The following is a 22,922-nucleotide window of genomic DNA, read 5'->3' as shown; positions in this document are numbered from 1 at the left end:
CCAACGTGGATGTTTTAACCCGGATGGAGATAAACCAAATATTTTATAAGGAAGAACTTCCAGATGCGAAGGTAATATTTTTTATAATATGTGCAATCTTAATAGAATTTGTTATATTATCTCGTGTTGCTTTGGGAGAAATTTTTAACTTTTCACAAGATGCTCAAAGTAACAGTTTTATCCTCTCTCTGTTGTTTACAGCATACCTAAATTTTTTTTTAATTGCATCAATCTTGTTTAGGTTTAAGAAATATTTTTTTTCAATATTGAAAAAGCCAGTCGAAAATTTTTTTAAAGGATTTCTTTTTTATTTACTACTAATCCCCTTTTTAATTCTAATTACATTAAGCACCCATTCTTTTCTGAAATCTGTAGGCATATCCCCTAAATTGCAAGATGTGGTATTGCTTTCTCTACAATTAGACTCGAATATTTCTCTTATACTCTTTTTTATTGTAAGTGTTTTTATTGCACCAATTGCGGAAGAAATTATTTATAGAGGCGTTGTATATAAAGCTTTAAAACGGAAGTTCTCTGTAACACAATCAATATTTATAAGTTCAGCTGTTTTTGCATCACTTCACTTTGAGTTTTCATACTTTCCTGCTCTATTTTTTTTAGGAATGGTGCTTGCCTTCTTGTTTGAAAAGTATAATAATTTATGGGTCTCAATTGGGGTACATTTTTTTAACAACTTTTTTGCAAGTCTTGTTCTTCTTGTACTAAGATTTACAAATATCGTAGATATTAATCAATTGAATATTTAAGTATTTTACTGGAAGAAAAAACAAAGGCAAGGATAAAAACATAAAAGAAAGGCGTATGGGGTGTTATTTACTCACTCTGGGACTACGGCGCATACACCTTCCCTTTTTTTTGCCTTCTCCCCTTGAGGGAGAGGGATCAAGGGTGAGGGGGCTTTATGCTTTTGTTTTTTTACGTTACCCCCATTCCGTCTTTTGTAGTTAGTCTTGCGAGTTTTACCCGCCGTAGCCAACCTACGCTAAAATACAAGCTTCGGCAGGTATACCTTGGCGTAGGAGGGGCTTCGTAACGTGGCAATCTCGCCGTAGGCGGAAAAGGAATGAGGGTGGGGACAATAGTGTATAGGATAAAGACGAGGATTACCACGTCGCAATCCCTCAGAAAGCATTCGGGCTAAGACGCTCCTCGTAAGACAAGCAAATAACGTCGGTTGCTAAATTTGAAGAAATTTTATATTTTAGGAGGTATTATGGTTGTGCTCATTATTGGAGGTGGTGGTAGAGAACATACTATTGCATGGAAACTTAAAAATGAAGATAAGACACTCAATATTATCTCAATACCAGGTAACGGAGGTATGAGGGGTTTATCTGAATGTGTTAGTTTGGATATAGGGAATCGAGAGGCTCTTTTAAGGTTCGCATTGGACAATAAAGTAGATTATACCATTGTTGGTCCTGAAGCACCTCTTGCTATCGGTATAACAGATTTGTTCAGAGAAAAAGGGTTAAAGATTTTTGGACCTGATAAAGAAGGCGCTAAACTAGAATCATCTAAAATTTTTGCGAAGAATTTTATGAAAAAATATAATATTAAAACTTCTGATTTTCAGGTAATCGATAATTATAATATGGGGTATGAAGTTCTGCAAAAAAGCAACTTTCCCATAGTTTTGAAATACGACGGGCTTGCTGCAGGTAAAGGAGTAAAAGTTGCTGAGGATTTAGAGAGTGCACTCGATTTTCTTAAAAAAGTATATAAAGATTTAGTTTTTGGAAAGGATAACAGTAAAGTAATTATTGAAGAGTATTTAAAAGGTATTGAATTGTCGTATCTAATTTTTACTGATACAAAGGGTTATGCTCCTATGGTGCCTGCAAGAGACTATAAACGGGTCTTTGATGGTAATCAAGGACCTAATACTGGTGGAATGGGATGTTTTTCTTCTGATAGCCTTATTAATGAACCCCTTGAAGAAGAAATTAAAAATAGTTTAGTTATCCCAACCATTGAAGGGCTAAAACAAGAGAATATCGACTATAGAGGAGTATTATATTTTGGTCTTATGTTAACAGAAAAGGGCCTATATGTGTTAGAGTATAATGTTAGGTTTGGAGATCCAGAAACACAGGTAATTCTCCCAAGGATGGACTCTTCTTTGATGGATGTTATAGATGGGGTTATAAATCAAAGAATTTCGGATGTTGACATAAAGTGGAGTAAAAAAGATTCCATATGTGTTATAATGGCTTCTGAAGGGTACCCTGGAGACTATAAGAAAGGTAGAATAATAACTGGGTTGAATTTGGTGAAAAACGCCTTTGTGTTTCACGCTGGTACTGATGTAAAGGATGGAAAATTGATAACTTCTGGCGGAAGGGTTTTGGGAGTTACAGCACTTGATGACACTATTGATAAAGCGAGGGAATCAGCATATAAAGTCGTTTCGACAATATCTTTTGAAGGGAACCACTTTCGTAAAGATATAGGTTTATAGTATATTGCAACAATTTTGTGAAACAGTGACAAGGAATCAAATATTGAGTTGACTAAACTAAAATCAATAAATTCCTGTCAAATTATTATACGTAAAATTTTTTGGTAGAATAATCAATAATAGGGTAAAAATGAAAAGAATAATAAAGGTCTCTGCTATTTTTGTTTTTTTATTTTTTTCTGGATGTTCGTTGAAAGACCTTGAAAAAAACGCTGATAAAGAGGTATACGGTATTATTGAAGAAAAAAAGATAGAGATTTCTAAGGAACTTGTTCCTGAAGAACTTGTTAAACTTGATGATGACTCTTCTGGTGAAACAATTTTTGTGAATATGAAGGACGCTATTATTTTTGCTGTAAAAAATAATAGAGACTATAAGTCAAAACAGGAAGATGTTTATCTAAATATTCTTAACCTAACATACCAGCGGTACCTTTTTAGAACTAGATACAATATATCAGGAAACGTTGGATGGAATAAAGCAGACGATGAAACTGTTTCTGGTTCTCTTGGGCTAAATATATTTCGTTGGTTAGCAACTGGAGCTCAGATTACTTTTGATATGACAAAAGATTTTTTGCATTATCTTACAGGTGATAAAAGTAGCGACCTACCAACAATAATATCTTTGAATTTACTTCAGCCGCTCTTGAAAGGCGCAGGGCGAACTATTGCCCAAGAAAATCTTGTTCAAACTGAAAGAGATGCTATATATTCGGTAAGAAATTTTATAAGGTATCAGAATAGTTTTTCAGTTGATACTACTGAGAGGTATCTATCTTTATTACTTAAGAAAAATAGTGCTGAAAATATTTATAATAACTACGAAAGTTTAAAAGCAACAAGAGAAAGGGTTGAGAACCTTTCTGAAGCAGGTAGGTTGCCACCATTTCAGGTTGACCAAGCAAAACAGTCAGAGTTTGCTGCATACCAAAACTGGGTCCGTGCGAATAATTCTTATATAACGTCTCTTGATAGTTTTAAAATATTTCTTGGTTTACCTGCTGAAAGCAACCTAATTATGGATGGACAACTTCTTGAGCACCTTATAAATGTAGGTATAGATAAACCTGAAATAAAAATTTCGGAGTATCTTGCTACAACATTACAGAAAAGATTAGATTTACTAACTTATTATGATAGGGTGGAAGATGCTAAAAGAGGAATAAATATAGCTCTGGATGAACTAAAACCAGAGGTTAATGTAAGATTAGGGGTTAAGAGTTCATTAGAAACAAAATCTTTCCCTGATTTAGATATTAAAGATCCTACCTATAATACAAGAATAACATTTAATTTGCCTCTAAATAAACTTCCTGAAAGAAATAAATATAAGAGAGCACTACTTGACCTTAACAGGAAAGAAAGAGATTTTGAGTCTATGCGTAACAATATTATTCTGGAAGTTTCGCAACAATATAATAACCTTGAGGAGTTTTATCAGAGTTATCTTATACAGTTGAATAGTTTAAACCTTGCAGAAAAAAGAATAGAGAGTACCAATCTTTTACTGCAAGCCGGTAGAGCTACAACAAGAGATTTGCTTGAAGCTGAAGAATCGTATCTTCAAGCAAAAAATGCTTTATCATCTTCAGTTGTTAACTTCTTGATTTCTCATCTAAAATTTCTTTATGCCACAGAAAACCTTGAATTAGACGATACAGGTTTATGGAAGGGAGACCTATATGAAAAAATTACTAAACAGAATATTTAAAAACAAGATTTTTTATCTGGTCTTGCTAATAATAGTTGTAATATTTTTTGTTAATAAAAGAATTGTAGATAAAAGAAAAAGTGGAGAACTTGTGACTTTTGTTGTGAAAAAACAGGACCTACTTATTTCTGTCATAGAAGGCGGTAACCTTGTTGCTTTAGAATCACAAAAAATTAGGAACGAAGTACCAGGTAATAGAACTATTCTTGATGTAATAGATGAAGGAACAGAAATAACAGAACAGGATATTGCAAACGGAAGAATTCTTATTAGTCTTGATTCAAAAGATCTGGAAGATAGAAAGGAGCAGTTGACTCTTAATGTTGAAAATACTCTGGCTGCATATACAGAAGCAGGGCAGAACCTTGAGATACAAAAAAAACAGAATGATAACGATATCTCTCAGGCAGAATTGAAGGTTAAGTTTGCAGAGATGGACCTCGACAAGTACCTTGGCGCTATCCTTTCTAAGAGTATTCTTGATAAAAGTGAAGATATAAATTATGCAGTTTTGATTAGAAGCGATAATTTAGGTGGGGAAGCGTTAAACAAAAAAAGTTCTCTCGAAAACAAGATTGACCTTGCAAAAGAAGAAGTTGTAAGAGCAAGAGATAAGGTTGAGTGGAGTCAGAAACTTTCTGAAAAAGGGTATGTAACAAAAATGGAACTTGAAGCAGATAGACTTGCTCTCAAACAGAAAGAAGTTGCACAGCAACAAGCAGAACTTGAATACCAGCTTTTTCTTAAATATGATTTTGTTAAAGCGGTTGAGACTTATATGTCAAACTATAAAGTGGCTATGAATCAGTTTGAACGAACAAAAGATACAGCAAGAGCAAGGATGATACAAATTGAAGCAAACCTAAGAAATAGAAAATCTGCATATATACAAACAAGGGGGAATCTTAGAGATGTTGAACAAAATATAGAAAACTGCACAATAAGAGCAACCAAACAAGGGTTTGTTACTTATGCAACCAGTTCAAGACCTTGGGCAAGTCAGAGCCCTATTCAACCGGGTACAAGTATAAGAATGTATCAAGAACTTTTTAATCTGCCTGATTTTAGAAGTATGGGGGTTGAGGTTAAGATACACGAATCTTCAATAAAAAAAGTTCAAACAGGTATGTTGGCAAATATAAGAGTAGATGCTTTTCCTGACGTACCACTTACTGGAACAGTAAAAAAGGTTGCTATTATGCCTGATGCTGCCATAAAATTTCAAAATCCAGATATTAATATTTATCTTACCCAGATAACCCTTAATAATCTTAGCGATAATATGGAGTTTCTGAAGCCGGGGATGACAGCTAAAGTAGAAATTTTAATAAAAGAGTTGAAAGATGTTGTAGCAGTACCAATAAATGCTGTCTATTTTAAAGGGAACAGTTCATTTCTATCTGTTTTAAAAGAAGGGCATATTATAGAAAAAGAGGTTGAACTTGGGGATAGTAGCGAAACATTGGTAGAGATAAAGGAAGGATTAAAAGAAGGCGAAACAGTAATAATTAAACCAGGGGTTTCTTTAACTTCTAAAATAAAAAAAGCTGAGTTAGAAGAAAAAGGGGTTTTTAAGACAGATACATCATCTCAAGAAAGTGTTCCAGCACAAACTGAACCTGAGAGAGAAGTTGAAAGACCGTCTTTAAACAGTCAACCTGCGAATGTGGTTCCCGATTCTGATAACTCTGCACCTGTCCAACGAACAGGAAGCGGTAGGCGTAGAAGACCAGCGATGGAAAGAGAATAATGGAACCTATAATCAAACTTGAAAATATCACTAAAACTTATGAAATTGGTAAGATAAAGATTCCTGTCTTGAAAGATATATGTCTTGAGATTGAAAAAGGTGTACATATATCTTTGATGGGTCCTTCTGGAAGCGGCAAAACAACTATGCTTAATATACTTGGGTGTTTGGATACACCGACATCGGGTAGATATCTTTTAGAGAACCATGAGGTATCTTCTTTAGATGACGATAAACTTTCAATAATAAGAAGTACTAAGATAGGTTTTATATTTCAATCGTATAATCTGATACAACATCTTACAGTTGTTGAAAATATCGGTCTACCATTATTTTATCAAGGGGTTGATGATAGATTGGTTTCGGAGAAGGCGCTTCAGATGGCTGAACTTGTTGGACTAAAAGATAGGGTGCGACATAAACCTACTGAACTTTCAGGTGGGCAACAACAGAGAGTAGCAATAGCAAGGGCTCTTATAAATGAACCAACATTTATACTTGCCGATGAACCTACAGGGAACCTTGATACTAAAACAGGTGTAGAGATAATGAACCTACTGACAAACCTTAATGAGAAGGGTACCACCCTTTTTGTTATTACCCACGACAGTAAAATAGCAGAATATGGTAAGGTAATTGTCAGGATACTTGATGGAGAAATAGTTAGTGGATAAAGGAGCAAGAGACCATATCTCTTAGTATAAAAAATGAATATAAATATATTTCATATAAATAGAATTATTAAAGCAGGGTGGAAAAATATATATATGCATAAACTCCGCTCTTTGTTGACAATTCTTGGTATAGTTTTTGGTGTTGCATCTGTGATATCAATGCTTGCGATTGGAGAGGGAGCAAGTTTTGAGGCAAGAGAAAAGATTAAAGAGTTAGGTAGCCACAATGTAATAATTAAAGCAGTAAAACCTCCAAGAGAGTCAGGAGCTCAGCAAACAGTGTCTCTTGTAGCTTACGGGTTAACTCCAGAGGATTTAGCTAAGATTGAAAGCGTGCCATCAGTTGAAAAGGTTATACCTGCTTGGGAAGATAAGAGAGATGTATGGTATTTGGATAAAAGTATGAGTGTAAAACTTGTTGGAACATACCCTGAGTATCCTGGTGTTATGAACCTTGAAATTATAAATGGACGGTTCTTTAATTATGTAGATTACAACCTCTCAAAACCTTATGTAATAATAGGGTCATCTGTAAAAAAACAATTAATTCCTCTGGACAACGCTATTGGAAAAGAGATTAGAATAGGGCAGAACTATTTTACGGTTGTGGGGGTTGCGAGTGAAAGGGCAATTGTTTCAGGGGTAGGATTTGAAGCAGAAGATATCAATTTTGATGTTTATATGCCTCTCACAACTCAAAGAGCATATTATGGTGAATATACTTTAGGCGAAACAGGAGCAGGGCGACGGTCTTCTGATAAAAGTTGGGTAAAATACCATCGTTTTATAATAAAAGTTGCAGATGCACAGAAAATAGTTACTACTGCTGCTATAATTGAAGATATTCTTACTACAACTCACAAACAACCAGATTATGAAATACTTGTGCCTTTACAACTGCTTAAACAAGCTGAACATACAACAAAAATCTTTAATATTGTTTTAGGGGCTATAGCTGCCATATCTCTTATTGTTGGTGGTATAGGGATTATGAATATTATGCTTGCAACCGTGACCGAAAGGACTAGAGAGATAGGTATTAGAAGGGCGCTCGGTGCAAAAAGGAGAGATATAATAAACCAGTTTCTAATTGAAGCTGTTATTCTATCGTCTGTTGGCGGGTTAATAGGTGTCTTTCTTGGAATAACTATTCCAGCAGTTGTTACTAAATTAGCTGGTATGGTAACAATAGTTACATACTGGTCGGTACTTATAGCTTTTGGAATATCAGTTGCAATAGGAATTACGTTTGGAATATATCCTGCAAGAAAAGCTGCTTGGCTTGACCCTATAGAGGCTCTACGTCATGAGTGAAAATTTCTACTTAATATTCTTGAGGCGGTTCCCATAACCAGAATTCAATAGTCTGGTTATCTATTGGACAAGGTCCTTTTGGTGTAATAAGTTTATGATTGCTCCAGTGTCCACAATCAAATCTCAGTTTTGTTTTTGCTATTTCTATGGGGCATTTGTTATATAAATTATGAAAACCTTGATAGGTTTGGCAACCACAAGATGTTCTTTCACACTCTAAACAGGTGAATTTTGGTATAAAAGTAGCTCCAACTCTTTGAAAATAACCTTCAAATTTAACTTTACCTCCGCACTCCATACAAGTGTAGCCATCAAAAGATGAAAAGTTTAGTTTTGAAAATTGTATATCCTTCTTACTCTGTTTAAACTCGTCAATATACTCTGTTGAGAGGAGTATCATTTTAGGAAAAATAATACCAAATTGTTCGCTCTTTTCATAAACGGCAGGCATAAAACGTATAACATTTTTTGAAAGTTTGCTATTTTGTACCTCTGTTGCTGAATTAAAAGAAGCGCTCATTATAAATAGAAGCAACCCAGTAAAAATAAAGCCTTCAAAAGCGCCTAAAATAAGACCTGCGTATCTGTCTATAAAATGTTTAGCATCGATACGCTTTCTTAATGACTCTATTAGTATTATCAAAAGGAGTGAAAAAAAGAGGAGTGTAAGAATGAAAAAGACCAACTCTACTGCAATACCAGTAATATCAAATTGGGTCATAAGTTTTAAGGGAGCACGGTAGGCAAAGGAAGCTATAATTGAACCTAAAACTATGCCCAATATGTCACCAACACTACATACAAAACCCCTATGGTAACCAATTAAAACACTAAAACAGAAAATAAGGATAATTATAATATCTATTCCAGTCATACCATATATTACCACATTTTTTTAAAAAGAAAAAAATTATTTTAATGTTTGGAAGATAAATTATTTATAAATTGTAACGCTATTTTATTGGGGGTCTTTCGCTAGGTCTTCTTTTTCTTCTTTCTGGACGTTCTTTCCTCCAGTCTTCTTTCATTTTTTCAGTTTTTTTCTTGAGTTCTTGATACTCTGTATGCCCAGCAAGTTTAGCGTTTAATCTTTCGCGTAATCTGTTGCTTGTATTTTTTAATTCTTCCGCAATACTTTTTAATTCAGAATCATTTTCTATAATATTTTTTTCTATCTCTCTCATCTGTTGTCTCATCTCTAAAGTTTCTTTAAGTTGTTTTTGCACTTGCGGTTCTTGGGCAAACAGAGAAATCGTAGAGGATATAAAAATTAGGGGTATAGCAATTTTAAATATTTTTTTCACTTTTCACCTCCTTCTTTCCCATTGCTCTATTACCAGTAAAAAATAGAACAAGAGAAACTCTAACGTGCTATTTAGAAACGAATGTTTTTACTAAAACAAGATTTTTATAATAAAACCAGCAGTTTTTCTTTCTTTTAATTGTTAGACGATTGACAATAGATATAGTTTAGTGTAAAGTAATATTAATGAATAAAAAACTTGGAATTTTTGATTTAGATGGAACTTTGGTGGATGCTTATAACGCTATATCAGCAACTTTTAATTATTCTTTGGGTATTTTAGGGTACCCTACAGTTTCTGTTGAAACAGTGAAAAGAGCAGTTGGTGGAGGTAGCAGAAATCTTGCATCAAAATTTGTAAAAGAGGAACATGTTTCTGAATTGATGGCAATTTACAAAGATAACCATAAAAGGTTTTTAAAAGGGAACGTAAAACTTTTTCAGGGTGGTGAGGAACTACTGAAATTCCTTTTAGATAGAGACCTACTTTTGGGAGTTGCAACCAACAGGTCAAAAGTGTCAGCTGGTGAACTATTAAATGAATTGAATATGAGAAGATATTTTGATATAATATGTACCGAAGACGATGTGTCTAAAGCAAAACCTTCCCCTGATATGATATTGCATATAATGGATTTTCATAAAGTTAAACCAGAAGAAACTTTTTATGTTGGAGATATGGATGTAGATTTTTTAGCAGGAACAAGGGCAGGGGTTGACACATTTTTACTTTCAACTGGGTCTACCCCTTACGAAGATTTAAAAAAGATAAAAGATATTAAGATTTTTGCAAATTTAATAGATTTTAAAAAATATATAAAGGATAATTTGAAACAATAGGAGGCTTTGATGGAAATTATTGATATTAGCGCTCGAGAAATACTTGATTCAAGAGGTACCCCCACAGTAGAGGTTGAAGTAATGTTAGAAGATGGTACACTTGAAAGGGCAGCTGTCCCGTCGGGTGCGTCTACAGGTGAGAGGGAGGCTTTAGAACTTAGAGATGGTGGAGAAAGGTTTCTTGGGAAAGGTGTTCAGATAGCTGTTGATAATGTTAATGAAATTATTGCACCTGAACTTATCAGTGAAGGGTTTTTAGTTACTGAACAGAGAGCAATAGATAAATTTCTTATAGAACTTGATGGAACAGAAAACAAATCAAAACTTGGTGCCAACGCTATGCTTGGTGTAAGTCTTGCTGTTGCAAGAGCCGCTGCAGAGTCTCTCTGTTTACCTCTCTATTTTTATCTTGGTGGGCTTAGAGCAAATATTTTACCTGTGCCACTCTGTAATATAATTAATGGAGGTATGCACGCTGACAACAATCTTGATATACAAGAGTTTATGATAGCACCTTTAGGTGCAAAAACTTTTAAAGACGGGTACAGGATGACAGCAGAAGTTTTTCAGGTTTTGAAAAACATTCTTAAAGAAAAAGGGCATATCACTTCGGTGGGAGATGAAGGCGGTTTTGCTCCTAACCTTAACACCAACGAGGAAGCATTATCTTTGATAGTAGAATCTATACAAAAAGCAGGTTATGTTGAAGGAAAAGATATTTATATAGCTCTTGATGTTGCTGCTTCATCAATATTTGAGAAAGGTTCATATCTATTTGAAGGTAAGAAAAAAACTTCGAGCGAACTGGTAGATTATTACGAAACAATAATAAAAAAATACCCTATATTTTCAATTGAAGATGGTTTAGCTGAAAATGATTGGGATGGTTGGTATGATATGACAAGAAGGATAGGAAATCAAACTCAGATTGTAGGTGACGATATATTTGTTACGAATCCTGTAATTTTTAAAGAAGGTATTGAGAAAAAGGTTGCAAACGCAATACTTATAAAAGTGAACCAGATAGGAACTCTAACAGAAACACTTGAAACAATAGAGATGGCTCAGCAGAACAGTTATGGTGTAGTTATTTCTCATAGAAGCGGAGAAACAGAAGATACCTTTATAGCTGATTTGTCGGTTGGTGTTAATGCTGGTCAAATTAAGACAGGTTCTTTAAGTAGGTCGGAACGTTTGTGTAAATATAATCAACTATTAAGAATTGAGGATTCTCTCGGTGAAAATGCGGATTATGCAGGCAAACTTCTTTTAAAATAGGAGAAATATGAAAAGAAGAAATAAGAATAAGAAGCGTGTTTTGTTTTTGTCTATTATTCTTACAGTGTTAAATTTGCCTCGTTTAAACAATCTTATTAAACAACGAAATTTATACCGACATTATTTGAATGAGATATCCAAACTTGAAGAAGATAATACTCAACTTTTAAATTACCTTGAGTCCCTTCAGCAGGACCCATATTTTACCGAAAAACTTTTGCGTGAGAATTATGGATATGTGAAAGAAGGGGAATATATATATAGGATTCAAGACCAGGAACCTGAGGGGCGTTAAAAAAGCTAAATGAGGAGAGAAATATGTATTCTGCGAAGTTTGTAAGAGATAATCTTGAACTATTAAAGGTTGCATCTTTTAATAAAGGCGAAAAGATAGATTGGGAAAAACTTGAAGAACTGGATAATTCAAGAAGGGAGATAATATCTTTTGTTGAGGAAAGAAAAAAAATGCAGAAAGATATAAGCCTAAAAATTTCCAACAGAAAAGATGAAAAAAATGAAGACTCTTTTAAAGAAATGGTTAAGCAGGCAAAAGAGTACTCTGATGAGATAAGAGAGAGGGAAGCAGAACTTAAAGAGATAGAGAAAGAGTTTGAACTTATTATCTCAATGATTCCCAATATTTCACATAATTCTGTTCCTATAGGTAAAAACGCTGCCGATAATGAAACTATAAAAGAATGGCAATTAGGAGTTACTCCTTCGTTTAAGGTTCTTCCACATTGGGAAGTAGGAACTAATCTTGGTATTCTTGATTTTCCTAAAGGCGCTAAAATTTCTGGAAGTTTTTTCCCTGTTTTTATGGGAGCAGGTGCTTCTCTTGTTAGGGCTCTTATAAATTTTATGATAGAGACTCATTTGAAAAATGGTTTTAAAGAAGTATGGGTCCCTGCAGTTGTAAATAGAGATAGTATGTTTTCAACAGGACAGATACCTAAACTTGAAAAAGATATGTATTTTGTGCAGGAGGACGATCTATTCCTTATACCTACTGCAGAGGTTCCGGTTACAAATCTACATAGAGGCGACCTTGTGGATGAAGGAAATCTTCCAATATATTATGTTGCTTACACTCCTTGCTTTAGGAGAGAAGCGGGTGCTTATGGAAAAGATACAAAAGGTTTAATGAGACTACATCAGTTTGATAAGGTGGAACTTGTTAAATTTGTAAAACCAGAAACTTCCTATAATGAACTTGAAACTCTTCTTTCTGAAGCCGAAAGTATTCTTCAATCTTTAAAGTTATCTTATAGAGTATTAAAACTCTGTACTGGTGACCTAAGTTTTTCAGCAAGCAAATGTTATGATATTGAAGTTTGGGCTTCAGGGACTGAAAAATGGTTGGAAGTTTCCTCTTGTTCTAATTTTGAGGATTTTCAAGCTAAAAGAGGGAATATTAGATATAGGAAGAAGAGTGGTGCTAAAGAATATCTACATACATTGAACGGTTCAGGGGTTGCTTTACCGAGAGTGATAATTGCTATTCTTGAGCAATATCAACAGCCTGACGGTTCTGTTATTGTACCTGAGGTTTTGCAGAAATATATGGGTGGAATGGAAGTTATTAAACCTTAACTTTTTTGCCTTCTACCCCTTGGAGGTGCTTGGGATAGTATGTCCTCAGGGGTTTGCAGAGTGGTTAATGGGATGAGGCTTGTATTTTAGCGTAGGAGGAGGGGCTGTATGCAGGTTAAGGGAAAACGAGGATTGCCGCAGGCACATAAGGCTTTCCTGCGTAATTAACGCTTAAAGCATAGCCAAGTTTGGCAGATAAAAACATAAAGGATTAGGAGAGGAAAATGAAAATTTCTTTTTGCACAATAAGTTTAACAAAACATACGGAAGATTTTGAACAGGTTTTAAAATTTATGAATACGGTTGGGTTAAAGTATGCTGACGCAAGAGCCTCAAATCCTTCAGGGCATGTGTTAAGAAGTATGAGTACAGATGAAAGGAAAAATGTTGTAGCTCTTGCTAAAAAGTATAATGTAGAGATATGTTCACTTGCTGGTTCTGTTGGTAGTAAATTTTCTTCCGAAGATGAAAAGGTAAGAGATAATGAACTACAAGAGATGAAGAAAGAGATAGACCTTGCAGTAGACCTTGGTGCTTCGGTGATTAGAGTTGGCACAGGTATTCCCTACAACCCAGACCCTGCTGCTCCTTTTGACCCTGTTATAGTGGAGAGGGTATTACCCTATATTAGAGAAGCAGTCGTTTATGCTGAGGAAAAGGATGTAAAAATGGGGATGGAGAACCATTGCCTTTCTATGAGCGTTTATACAGATAAACTTGCTAAATTTTGTTCTACTGTTGGCTCTAACAATTTTGGAGTTATATATGAACCGGGAAATCTTTATGGAAACCTTAAAGATTATAGGCAAGGTTTTTTTGACCAGAAAGACTACATTGTTCATACACACCTTAAAGATGGGTATCCGTTCTGGTTTCAAGGAAATATAGTTAATACTCTCTATTGTACAGTTTATGGTTTAGGTAAACTTGATATTCCGTGGATAGTAAGAAACCTTAAAAGCATTAATTATACAGGTTTTGTTTCTATAGAGTACGAAGCATGGCATCCTGAATATAACCTTCCTGACCCAGAGGTTGGTATCCCTGAATGTAAAAAGTTTCTTGAAAGAGTTTTTGATTTGGTCTGATACAATCTTTAACTGTTTTGTTAACAAGCTAAAAGGAGGAAGAAATGGGGAAATTGAGAGTAGGAGTTATAGGAGCTGGTTTTATAGGTACTTACCATGCTCGTATTTATGCTGAATCTCACGGTGCTGAACTTGTAGCAATTGCAGATGTTGATAAAAGCAGAGGGGCAGAATTAAAGAAGAGTCTCGGTGCTGCTTTTTACACCGATTATCGGGAGATGCTTGCTAATGAAGATCTTGATGCTGTTGATATCTGTCTACCTGATGATAATCATGTTGAACCGGTAGTTGCCTCAGCAAAAGCAGGAAAACATATTTTGCTTGAAAAACCTATGGCAAGAACTGTGAAAGATTGTAAAAAAATTAAGGAAGTGTGCAAAGAAAACGGTGTAAGAATAATGGTAGGGCATCTACTCCGTTTTGAACCGGGTTATGTAAGAATGTATGAATCTGTAAAGAATAAAGAGATAGGAGATGTTATACATGTTTCTGCTGGAAGAAGAAATAGCAGACTTATTGCAAAACGGTTAAAAGATTCTACTTCTATGCTTTTTTATGTGGGGATACACGATATAGATGCGTTACAGTGGTGTACAAGAAAAAGAATTACCCGTGTTTTTGCTCAACGGGTAGTTAAAGTTAACAAAAAATGGAAGAGTGAAGACTGTATCTACGTTCTTGCTAATCTTGGAAAAGATGCAGTAGCTCACCTTGAATTTAGTTGGGTACTACCAGCCAATTTTCCTTGTGGTTTGAAATCAAACCTTGAGATATATGGCTCTAAAGCAACAGCAATCCTTAATAAGTTTAACCAAGGGGTAGAAATATATAGAGAAAAAGATACAGATGTGCCTTATGAGTTGCCAGATATTTCTCATTGGCCAGAGTATAACGGTATAGTTGGCGGTGCTCTTAAAGCTGAAATTGACCATTTTATTGACGCTATCATTAATAAGAAAAAATTTGTTATGCCTCTCGATGATATGATTAGCGCTGTAAATGTTATTGAAGCAATAATGGAATCCTATAAAAAGGATGCTCCTGTTGATGTTAAACCTTTATAAAAGAGAAAACGTTATACTTTAAAACAAGTCTTCTTCTTTTTTTTATATACTATCTCTCTACATAGGGAGGGAATGATATGTTTTCACAAAAATCAACGTTTGCATTATTTTTTGGCAATAGAGGTTTCTTTCCTGGTTCTCTTATTGAATCGGCAAGGAAAGAAATGTCCGATACCTTAAAAAAGGCAGGCCATAAAAGTATAGTTCTTGATGAAAAACTTACCAGATTTGGAGCAGTAGAGACTGTTGCTGAAGGTAAAATATATGCAGAATTTCTGAAAAAAAATAGAGGGAAATTTGATGGAGTAATTCTTTCTCTTCCCAATTTTGGAGATGAATCAGGGGCAATTAACGCACTTGAAGAAGCAGGTGTTCCAATATTGGTTCAGGCATACCCAGATGAACTTGATAAGATGAGACCTGAACTCAGAAGAGATGCTTTTTGTGGAAAATTATCTATTATGGATCTTTTTCGTCAATATAATTTACCTTTTACAGCTTTAACTCCCCACACCATCCATCCTAAAAACAATGCTTTTAAAGCTCATATTGATTATTTTGATAGACTTTGCAGGGTTGTCAAAGGAATGAGAAAAATGACAGTTGGAGCTATAGGTGCTCGAACAACCCCTTTTAAGACAGTTAGGATAGATGAGGTAGCTTTACAGAGTCACGGTATTACTGTGGAAACTTTTGATTTATCGTCTATTTTTCACCGTATGAAACTTCTTAAATCTAACTGCTCTTCTATTAAAAAGAAAAAATCGGTCTTAAGCAGTTATTCTGATTGGCAGGGTGTACCTCATTCTTCTTTTGAAACTATTGTTAAACTTGCCGTTGTGCTTGATGAGATAATAGAAGAGTATCAACTTGACGCAATCGCTCTACGTTGTTGGACTGAGATGCAAGAGGTGCTTAATATTTCTCCTTGTGTAGTCTTGAGTGAACTGAACAATCGGGGAATACCCGCCGCTTGTGAGGTAGATGTAGGTAATGCTGTGACTATGTACGCTTTAAGCAGGGCTTCTGGAAATGTTGTTACATGCCTTGATTGGAACAATAATTATGGTGAAGAAGAAGATAAGTGTATACTTTTTCATTGTGGCCCTGTTCCAAAAAAGATGATGAAAACCGAAGGTAAAATTGTTGACCACGTTATTTTAGCAAACAGTGTTGGGCAAGGGTGTTCGTTTGGGTGTAATCAAGGAATAATATCCGAAGGACCATTTACTTATGGTGGTATGCTAACCCGTGATGGGAAACTTGAATTTTATGCTGGTGAAGCCCAGTTTACTGATGACCCTATACCAGCCGATTTTTTTGGATGTGCTGGCGTTGCAAAGATAGAAAACCTACAGAAGATTCTTCAGACTATAGGCTACCTTGGACATCGTCACCATGTAAGTGTTGTTCCTGATAATGTGCTTGCTCCAATTAAGGAGGCATTTGAAAAATATCTCAATTTTTCATTGGTGTCATTCTAAGGTTATGTGAAGTTTTTCTACTATGAAGATAAAGTTTATAACATCTTTTCTTATATTGGTTTTTCTTTTTTTTTGTAGCTCGCTGTTTCCTGCCGGTAAGACCATCTATTATACTTCAGACAACCTGAATGTTGAGTTTGATGAGTCAAGTGAACCTTATAAATTTATTCTTTCAGGCAACGTAAAAGTTGTTTTGGATGATATAAATATTATATGTAACGAAGCAATATTTAACCAATCTACAGGTGAAATAAATATAGAAGGGGTTGTTGATGTTGAAACCATAGAAGGAACTTTTAGGGCTGAAAGTTTTTTTTATAATGTGTACCAAGAAGAAGGAGTAATGCTTAACTCTACCTTTAAAGTTCCACCTTTATATGGAAAAGCAGAAAAAGTAGAGAGAGATAAAACAACACTTTTTTTGTATAAAGGGTATATAACAAGTTGCGATAAAGAGAACCCTCATTATAGGTTGGCTGTGGAGAAGATTAAGTATGTGCATAAAGATTACTTGAAAGCAGAAAAGATGAAACTTTTTCTTGGAGAAAAATTTGCTGTCTTTTATTTTCCGCGTATTACCATTGATTATAAGACCAAGTCATCACCTTTCTTGATAAGTACAGGGCATACTTCCCGTGTGGGTAAAACATTGGAGATGATATTTAATCATAGAGTCTCAGAAACTTCTGATATCTCATTAGCCACAAAAGTTAATATTGGCACAAAAAGTATAGGTGCTGGTCCTGAGGTTGTTTCTGAAGATAAGAATTTTAAACTATCTGCATTTCTTTCTTATCAATTTGATAAGGGTGAATTTGAATATGGTGGATTTACTGAACTATCTAAACCTTTTTCTCTTTCCAGTATACCTTTTAATGTTATTATTGATTGGAGATGGATGTATGATAAAGATTTTTTTTATGATTTCTTTAAAGACACATACTACAATAAAAGTAGAACCTACAACCATATTGCATTAACTAAGAATTTTGAAAGTGGAATTTTTCATATAGGATTTAGAGATAGTGCAGGAGACGATTTTTTAAATATAGAAAAAATACCAGAGTTGAGGTTTTATACTCCAATATTAAAAGTGCCTCAAACCCCCATATATTTAGAAAATGATTTCCGTATAACAAATTTTTATAAAGATAAAGAGTATACCTTAAGAAGTGTTGAGTCTTTAACTCTTTCTACTCGTAATGAATCTGGATATTTTGTTTTTTCACCATACATATCATTGGCAGGGGTTGACTATAGAAATTCTGAAGAAAACAGATTGAATCTTTTGGGTGAGATAGGATTAAAAAGTTCAATCCTATTAAAAAGAGAAGAGACAGATTTTGTAGGATATTTGAACCCATCATTTTCTCTCTTATACAGAACAGCAAAATACAATAAAGATAAGCTTGAATATTTTGATAGAGTGGAGAACATAAACAATGGTCTTTATGCAAAAACCGCATTGGACTGGTCAATATGGCGTTATGAAAAATACCCTCAGATTATTTCGTTTGAGAACCTATATAATATAACCAATAAAGATTTTGAAGAAACAACCTTAAAATACGATTTTAAAATAACCAAAAATATATCTTTATTAGGAGACAATCAATGGGATATGGTGAAAGGTAAATATGTTTTTGGTGCAAATGATATGGTTGTAGACTATAAAGATAAACAATTTTCATTTGGAACAAGGTATGATGAGCAAGGAGATATATCAGGTATTAATGCAGGATTCAATCATAGCGTAGGTAGTAGTTGGAAATATGCTATCAACCTTTGTTATGATGTGAACGATGCCTCTTTTAACCGTAGGACAATTGAAATATGGAAGAAGTTACATTGTTGGGAGTTGAATATGAAGATAAGAAAGAATGATGAAGATTTTTCTTTCTATATTTTTTTGTCTCCTATTTTTCTTTAAAACTATATAAGGAATTAATAAAATGGAATTGAAAAGACGAGGCAACAGAAGTGAATCGGGAATAAGAGAACTAAAAATTACAAAAAGTTTTCTTAAATATGCTCTCGGGTCATGTTTGATAGAACTTGGAGACACTAAGGTTATATGTGCTGTTAACCAAGAGGATAAAGTCCCGTTTTTTTTACGAGATACTGGGAACGGTTGGCTTACTGCTGAGTATTCGTTACTTCCAGCCTCAACAAACCAGCGAAGCCAAAGAAACTCTAATCTTGCAGGTAGAAGCCAAGAGATACAAAGAATGATAGGTCGTTCTTTGAGAGGAATTCTTGATTTGCAAAAAATCGGAGAAAGAACACTTTATGTTGATTGTGATGTTTTACAGGCAGATGGCAGCACAAGAACAGCAGCAATAACAGGAGCATTTATAGCTCTTGTAGAGGCACTTTCAAAACTTAAAAAATCAGGCAAGATTAAGTTGCCGATTTTAAGGGATTACCTTGCTGCTATAAGTGTTGGCATAGTTTATGGAAAACATTTGATAGACCTTGATTATTCAGAAGATTCAGTTGCGTCTGTTGATTTTAATGTTGTTATGACAGGTAATGGTGAATTTATTGAAATACAAGGTGCAGCAGAGGGAGCGCCTTTTGATAAAAAATCACTCTCTTCACTTCTTGAAATATCAGAAAAGGGTATAAAAGAGATTATTGAAATTGAGCGAGAGATACTGAAAGATGAAATCCTATTTTTACTTGGCTACTAAAAACCTTAATAAGATTAAAGAAGTTGAGAAGATAATGCAATTAACAAATATTGCCGTTCTACCAACACCTTCAGATATATTTTTTCCTGAAGAGACAGGGAAAACTTTTGAAGAGAACGCTCTTACGAAAGCTTTACATTTGAAAGAAAAACTTCATACAGAACCGGTTGCTGGTGAAGATTCTGGACTTGAGGTTGATAAACTTGGTGGTTTACCGGGGGTTAATTCTGCAAGGTTTTCTGGAGAACACGGTAATGACCAGGAAAATATAAAAAAACTTCTTAACTTGCTATCAACCTATAAAAACATTGAAGATAGGGTAGCAAAATTTGTGACAGTAATCGCTTTTATTGACTCAAAAGGGATAAAAATTTTTAAAGGTGAGGTTTTAGGGTTTATTTCTTTTGAACCCAAAGGCAACAATGGGTTTGGATACGACCCTGTCTTTATGGTTTTACCTGAAAGAAAAACTTTTGCACAACTAACCAGTGTAGAGAAAAATATTAGAAGCCATAGAGCAAATGCGTTTAAACAACTTGCCCTTTATTTGCAAAAATAATAAAAAAAGAGTAAAATAGTAAATCTCATATAATAATAAATAAAAGATTTATTTTTTGGCGGGATAGCTCAGTGGCAGAGCAGTCGGCTCATACCCGGCCCGTCTGGGGTTCGAATCCCCATCCCGCTACTTTTTTTGAATTGCTAAGTGTGAGTAAAAGGTTTATTACTTGAAATATTAAAAGAATAAAACCTTTTGATGTAGTTCAATTGGAGTGAAAAATGTTCATTGAATTAAGTGGTACTGCTTATCAAAACGGTAAAAAAATAGGTAAGTATACAAAAGAAACACTTTTATTACATGTCAAGTTAATTAAAAAAATACAGAGTATAAAAAAACTTCCTACCAATATTTTAAATGCTCGGATAAAAGATTTTACTTCCATACTCTCTCGTATCTCACCTCATTGGCTTGAGGAAATTAAAGGTCAATCAGATATTACTGGTATTGATGTAGATAACTTAATTTTGTTAAATTGTTTGCCTCACGGATTTTATTCTAATTTACCTCCAAATTTTTATCAAGATAACTTTTTAAATTGTTCTTCTTTTCTACTTGTCGAACCAAAAAGAAATATACTGCTTAAAATAAGAGATCAAAAAAACTTCCCTCAATCGTTTTTTTCTTTGAAGAGTAAAGGGTTTTTATCTTCTCAAGCAGGTAGAGATATAGGAAATATGGGATATGCTCATTTTTTTAATGAGAAGTGTTTAGCTGGGGCTAATAATACGGGTTCTTTTGTTAAAGACCCTTCTGGTAAACCTTTACTAAACCAATGCCATATAATGAGATATATTTCTGAGAGAGCAAGTTCGGTAGATGATATCCCTCCTTTGATAGAAAAACTGATCGATGAAAAAGTTTTAGGAGGCGCTAGCGGTAAGAAAGGTAATATATTTTTATTTACAGATACTCAAAAAGGGCTTCTGGTAGAAAACAATTTTCAGGAATATACTTCTAAATTTATTTTAGAAGGAAGTTGGGTTACTACTAACAATTTTACAACTCCTACGGCAAAAAAATGGGAATCTAAACCACCATCAGAAAATACTCTTACCCGTAGAAAAAGGTTAAAATACCTTCTTAAAAAAAATATTGATACCCTTTCACCAAAAGTTATCTCTTCTTTTACAAGAGACACAAAAAATCTTCCTAACAGTTTATGTAAAAATGGTAGATGCAATATGTTTGATACAGTATCGGCTCAATTTCAAATTATTGATAAAGAAAACCCAATGAATTCTTTAAATTATGCTTGTTGTAGCAATCCATTATATTCTTTTTTTATTCCTATCCCTGTCTCTTACACTAATACTTATCTTCCTTTACTTAACGGGTTTTTCTCTTTTAAAAACAAACAATATTCAGGAGATATAGATAACGAAAAACTATTATCCCAGATAAACAAATGGGAAGAAGATGCGTTCAATTTAAAGAATGATACATCCTCTCTTTTAAAAGAAGCGTATAAAGAACTAAGAAAATTAATGTGAGAAATTATGAAAAAAAATGTAATACTTAATTCAAGAATCGAAGAAGTGTTGGATAACCTTATTGTAAAGAGTGTTACAACTGTCCCTGAAGATGTGAAAGATTGTATCAAGACAATTGCCAACGAAGAAGTTTCAGGTAGTATGGCCGAATATAGCATAAAAACAACCCTTGATAATCTGAATACTTGTGAAAAAGAATCTTTGTTGGCGTGTCCCGATACTGGGTATCCTCTTTTTTATTTCAGGGTAGGTAACAATGTTTTACTTGAAAAAGGATTCTCTTCTATATATGAAATATGTTGCGACGCTGTAAAAAAAGCAACACAAAAAAATTACTTGCGTAAAACTATGGTACATCCTTTAACAAGGTATAATCCAGGAACTAATGTGATACAGTTTCTTCCAAAAATAGAGATAAAGTTTTCTTCAGAGATAGATTATATAGAAGCAACATTTACTCCTAAAGGTGGGGGGTCAGAAATTTTTGGCACATTTTATAGAATGACAACACCTGTGGATGGAATTAAAGGTATAAAAAAATTTATTATAGATTCTGCTTTAAGGGCAATGGAAGCGGGGAAGAGTTGTCCGCCCAATCTTATAGGCGTAGGCATAGGAGGTACAGCTGATTTATGCATGAAACTGGCAAAAGAATCTGCACTTCTAATACCTGTTGGTAGCAGGCACCCTGAAAAACTTATTTCAGATATGGAGATTTCTTTAATGGAAGATATAAACTCTCTTATGATAGGTTCAATGGGGCTGGGGGGAGGAGTTTCGCTTCTGGATCTCCATATAGAATATGCTGCTTCTCATACTGCTGCTCTTCCGGTTGCTTTCAACTGTCAGTGTTCAGTATGCCGTCGTGCTACTGCGAGAATATACCCTGATGGAAAAATTGAATTTGCTGATTATCCAGATTGGTTTGAAAGAGGAGAAACCCAATGAGAGAACTTATTTTACCTCTTGATGAAAAACAGACAAGAGACCTAAATGTTGGAGAACAGGTTGTTCTTACTGGAAAAATATTTACCGGTAGAGAGTCCTTTTATATAAGAGCGGTGGAGGAAAACATTCTTCCTGAACTGGATTATTCAAATATAAATGTAATGATGCACGTAGGTCCTGTGATGAAAAAGGATAATTCGAGTTGGGAGGTATTAGGTTTAACTCCCACAACAAGCATAAGAATGGAAAAGTATGCAGGTATTCTTATTGAAAAACTAAAAACAAGGGCTCTTATAGGGAAAGGAACAATGGGAAAGACAACTACGGACGCTATGAAAAAAATTGGTGCGGTACACCTTGCCCCTATAGCTATATACCCTGTTCTTTTAGCAAGACAGATTGTGAGGGTAGAGAGAGTGTTTTTTCTTGAAGATATAGGTGCCACCGAAGCGACGTGGATTTTTGATGTAAAAAATTTTGGTCCTTTCCTTGTAGATATTGATAGTAAAGGTAACAACTATTTTAATAATATTGTTGTTAGTTCAAAAGATAAACTTAAACAGGTATATGATAAAAATCGAATTCCTTTAGATTACAAATATACAGAAATCTAATATTTTTGAATTGCTCTTCTAAAAAGTGGAG

At 34.3% G+C, this 22,922-nt stretch carries 21 protein-coding genes and 1 tRNA gene; 20 read left to right on the top strand and 2 right to left on the bottom strand.

What is annotated here, in order from left to right:
- Positions 1-23 precede the first annotated feature (23 nt).
- From M0P98_02255 to M0P98_02230, 6 genes are all read left to right on the top strand, one after another.
- A complete protein-coding gene (locus tag M0P98_02255; protein MCK9265696.1) occupies positions 24-767 on the top strand; it encodes a CPBP family intramembrane metalloprotease in 744 nt (247 codons plus the stop codon).
- A gap of 467 nt (positions 768-1,234) precedes the next feature.
- A complete protein-coding gene (gene purD / locus M0P98_02250) occupies positions 1,235-2,482 on the top strand; it encodes a phosphoribosylamine--glycine ligase (GenBank protein ID MCK9265695.1) in 1,248 nt (415 codons plus the stop codon).
- Between the two features lie 130 nt (positions 2,483-2,612).
- On the top strand, positions 2,613-4,196 hold the full coding sequence (locus tag M0P98_02245; protein MCK9265694.1) for a TolC family protein: 1,584 nt from the start codon (positions 2,613-2,615) through the stop codon (positions 4,194-4,196).
- A complete protein-coding gene (locus tag M0P98_02240) occupies positions 4,168-5,946 on the top strand; it encodes an HlyD family efflux transporter periplasmic adaptor subunit (protein MCK9265693.1) in 1,779 nt (592 codons plus the stop codon). The genes M0P98_02245 and M0P98_02240 overlap by 29 nt, the downstream gene beginning before the upstream one ends.
- 8 nt (positions 5,947-5,954) lie before the next feature.
- Positions 5,955-6,620, top strand: a complete 666-nt coding sequence (locus M0P98_02235) for an ABC transporter ATP-binding protein (GenBank protein ID MCK9265692.1) — start codon at positions 5,955-5,957, stop codon at positions 6,618-6,620.
- Positions 6,621-6,653: 33 nt separating this feature from the next.
- Positions 6,654-7,934: an ABC transporter permease gene (locus M0P98_02230; protein ID MCK9265691.1), complete on the top strand. Its 1,281-nt coding sequence runs from the start codon at positions 6,654-6,656 to the stop codon at positions 7,932-7,934.
- 10 nt (positions 7,935-7,944) lie between these two features.
- Here the strand turns inward: M0P98_02230 and M0P98_02225 are convergent, their stop codons facing one another.
- Together M0P98_02225 and M0P98_02220 are read right to left on the bottom strand one after the other, a co-directional pair.
- Complete coding sequence (locus M0P98_02225; GenBank protein MCK9265690.1) at positions 7,945-8,808, bottom strand: CvpA family protein; 864 nt, start codon at positions 8,806-8,808, stop codon at positions 7,945-7,947.
- Positions 8,809-8,887: 79 nt separating this feature from the next.
- Entirely contained in the window at positions 8,888-9,238 is a 351-nt protein-coding gene (locus tag M0P98_02220) for a hypothetical protein (protein MCK9265689.1), read from the bottom strand.
- A gap of 185 nt (positions 9,239-9,423) precedes the next feature.
- On the opposite strand from M0P98_02220, the gene M0P98_02215 reads away from it, so the two are divergent.
- The 14 genes from M0P98_02215 to M0P98_02150 all read left to right on the top strand — a co-directional run bounded on the left by M0P98_02215 (position 9,424) and on the right by M0P98_02150 (position 22,891).
- Entirely contained in the window at positions 9,424-10,077 is a 654-nt protein-coding gene (locus M0P98_02215; GenBank protein ID MCK9265688.1) for an HAD family hydrolase, read from the top strand.
- A gap of 6 nt (positions 10,078-10,083) precedes the next feature.
- A complete protein-coding gene (eno, locus tag M0P98_02210) occupies positions 10,084-11,355 on the top strand; it encodes a phosphopyruvate hydratase (GenBank protein ID MCK9265687.1) in 1,272 nt (423 codons plus the stop codon).
- Positions 11,356-11,362: 7 nt separating this feature from the next.
- Positions 11,363-11,650, top strand: coding sequence for a septum formation initiator family protein (locus M0P98_02205; protein MCK9265686.1), 288 nt, complete (start codon positions 11,363-11,365; stop codon positions 11,648-11,650).
- A gap of 23 nt (positions 11,651-11,673) precedes the next feature.
- Positions 11,674-12,948 carry a serine--tRNA ligase gene (gene serS, locus M0P98_02200; GenBank protein MCK9265685.1) on the top strand — a complete coding sequence of 425 codons (1,275 nt, stop codon included), beginning with the start codon at positions 11,674-11,676 and terminating at the stop codon, positions 12,946-12,948.
- Positions 12,949-13,172: 224 nt separating this feature from the next.
- Positions 13,173-14,036, top strand: coding sequence for a sugar phosphate isomerase/epimerase (locus tag M0P98_02195; GenBank protein ID MCK9265684.1), 864 nt, complete (start codon positions 13,173-13,175; stop codon positions 14,034-14,036).
- Between the two features lie 44 nt (positions 14,037-14,080).
- Positions 14,081-15,100, top strand: a complete 1,020-nt coding sequence (locus M0P98_02190; protein MCK9265683.1) for a Gfo/Idh/MocA family oxidoreductase — start codon at positions 14,081-14,083, stop codon at positions 15,098-15,100.
- 77 nt (positions 15,101-15,177) lie between these two features.
- Positions 15,178-16,584 (top strand): hypothetical protein, encoded by a 1,407-nt coding sequence (locus M0P98_02185; protein ID MCK9265682.1) that lies wholly within the window; start codon positions 15,178-15,180, stop codon positions 16,582-16,584.
- Between the two features lie 22 nt (positions 16,585-16,606).
- Complete coding sequence (locus tag M0P98_02180; protein MCK9265681.1) at positions 16,607-18,514, top strand: hypothetical protein; 1,908 nt, start codon at positions 16,607-16,609, stop codon at positions 18,512-18,514.
- A gap of 22 nt (positions 18,515-18,536) precedes the next feature.
- Positions 18,537-19,277: a ribonuclease PH gene (gene rph, locus M0P98_02175; GenBank protein ID MCK9265680.1), complete on the top strand. Its 741-nt coding sequence runs from the start codon at positions 18,537-18,539 to the stop codon at positions 19,275-19,277.
- The gene (gene rdgB, locus M0P98_02170) at positions 19,249-19,836 is read left to right on the top strand and encodes an RdgB/HAM1 family non-canonical purine NTP pyrophosphatase (GenBank protein ID MCK9265679.1); all 588 of its coding nucleotides are present in this window, start codon (positions 19,249-19,251) and stop codon (positions 19,834-19,836) included. Before rph ends, rdgB begins: the two co-directional genes overlap by 29 nt.
- Before the next feature lie 57 nt (positions 19,837-19,893).
- Positions 19,894-19,965, top strand: a tRNA-Met gene (locus M0P98_02165).
- Positions 19,966-20,057: 92 nt separating this feature from the next.
- A complete protein-coding gene (locus M0P98_02160) occupies positions 20,058-21,329 on the top strand; it encodes a hypothetical protein (GenBank protein MCK9265678.1) in 1,272 nt (423 codons plus the stop codon).
- Between the two features lie 6 nt (positions 21,330-21,335).
- Entirely contained in the window at positions 21,336-22,277 is a 942-nt protein-coding gene (locus M0P98_02155; GenBank protein MCK9265677.1) for a fumarate hydratase, read from the top strand.
- Positions 22,274-22,891 (top strand): fumarate hydratase C-terminal domain-containing protein, encoded by a 618-nt coding sequence (locus M0P98_02150; protein MCK9265676.1) that lies wholly within the window; start codon positions 22,274-22,276, stop codon positions 22,889-22,891. Before M0P98_02155 ends, M0P98_02150 begins: the two co-directional genes overlap by 4 nt.
- The last annotated feature ends 31 nt before the right edge of the window (positions 22,892-22,922 follow it).

This window comes from bacterium (genome assembly GCA_023230585.1).
Classification (GTDB): Bacteria; Ratteibacteria; UBA8468; order B48-G9; family JAFGKM01; genus JALNXB01.
The sequence above is the reverse complement of the archived record's forward strand: the minus strand, read 5'-3'. Positions and strand labels throughout refer to the sequence as shown.

Excerpts from the sequence above, each read along its gene's own strand:
- M0P98_02160 (MCK9265678.1), top strand. The coding sequence starts at position 20,058 with ATGTTCATTGAATTAAGTGGTACTGCTTATCAAAACGGTAAAAAAATA.
- M0P98_02195 (MCK9265684.1), top strand. The coding sequence starts at position 13,173 with ATGAAAATTTCTTTTTGCACAATAAGTTTAACAAAACATACGGAAGAT.
- rdgB (MCK9265679.1), top strand. The coding sequence starts at position 19,249 with ATGAAATCCTATTTTTACTTGGCTACTAAAAACCTTAATAAGATTAAA.
- M0P98_02185 (MCK9265682.1), top strand. The coding sequence starts at position 15,178 with ATGTTTTCACAAAAATCAACGTTTGCATTATTTTTTGGCAATAGAGGT.
- M0P98_02155 (MCK9265677.1), top strand. The coding sequence starts at position 21,336 with ATGAAAAAAAATGTAATACTTAATTCAAGAATCGAAGAAGTGTTGGAT.
- M0P98_02225 (MCK9265690.1), bottom strand. The coding sequence starts at position 8,808 with ATGACTGGAATAGATATTATAATTATCCTTATTTTCTGTTTTAGTGTT.
- M0P98_02245 (MCK9265694.1), top strand. The coding sequence starts at position 2,613 with ATGAAAAGAATAATAAAGGTCTCTGCTATTTTTGTTTTTTTATTTTTT.
- M0P98_02240 (MCK9265693.1), top strand. The coding sequence starts at position 4,168 with ATGAAAAAATTACTAAACAGAATATTTAAAAACAAGATTTTTTATCTG.
- serS (MCK9265685.1), top strand. The coding sequence starts at position 11,674 with ATGTATTCTGCGAAGTTTGTAAGAGATAATCTTGAACTATTAAAGGTT.
- M0P98_02230 (MCK9265691.1), top strand. The coding sequence starts at position 6,654 with ATGAATATAAATATATTTCATATAAATAGAATTATTAAAGCAGGGTGG.
- rph (MCK9265680.1), top strand. The coding sequence starts at position 18,537 with ATGGAATTGAAAAGACGAGGCAACAGAAGTGAATCGGGAATAAGAGAA.
- M0P98_02215 (MCK9265688.1), top strand. The coding sequence starts at position 9,424 with ATGAATAAAAAACTTGGAATTTTTGATTTAGATGGAACTTTGGTGGAT.
- M0P98_02255 (MCK9265696.1), top strand. The coding sequence starts at position 24 with ATGGAGATAAACCAAATATTTTATAAGGAAGAACTTCCAGATGCGAAG.
- M0P98_02180 (MCK9265681.1), top strand. The coding sequence starts at position 16,607 with ATGAAGATAAAGTTTATAACATCTTTTCTTATATTGGTTTTTCTTTTT.
- M0P98_02205 (MCK9265686.1), top strand. The coding sequence starts at position 11,363 with ATGAAAAGAAGAAATAAGAATAAGAAGCGTGTTTTGTTTTTGTCTATT.
- M0P98_02190 (MCK9265683.1), top strand. The coding sequence starts at position 14,081 with ATGGGGAAATTGAGAGTAGGAGTTATAGGAGCTGGTTTTATAGGTACT.
- purD (MCK9265695.1), top strand. The coding sequence starts at position 1,235 with ATGGTTGTGCTCATTATTGGAGGTGGTGGTAGAGAACATACTATTGCA.
- M0P98_02150 (MCK9265676.1), top strand. The coding sequence starts at position 22,274 with ATGAGAGAACTTATTTTACCTCTTGATGAAAAACAGACAAGAGACCTA.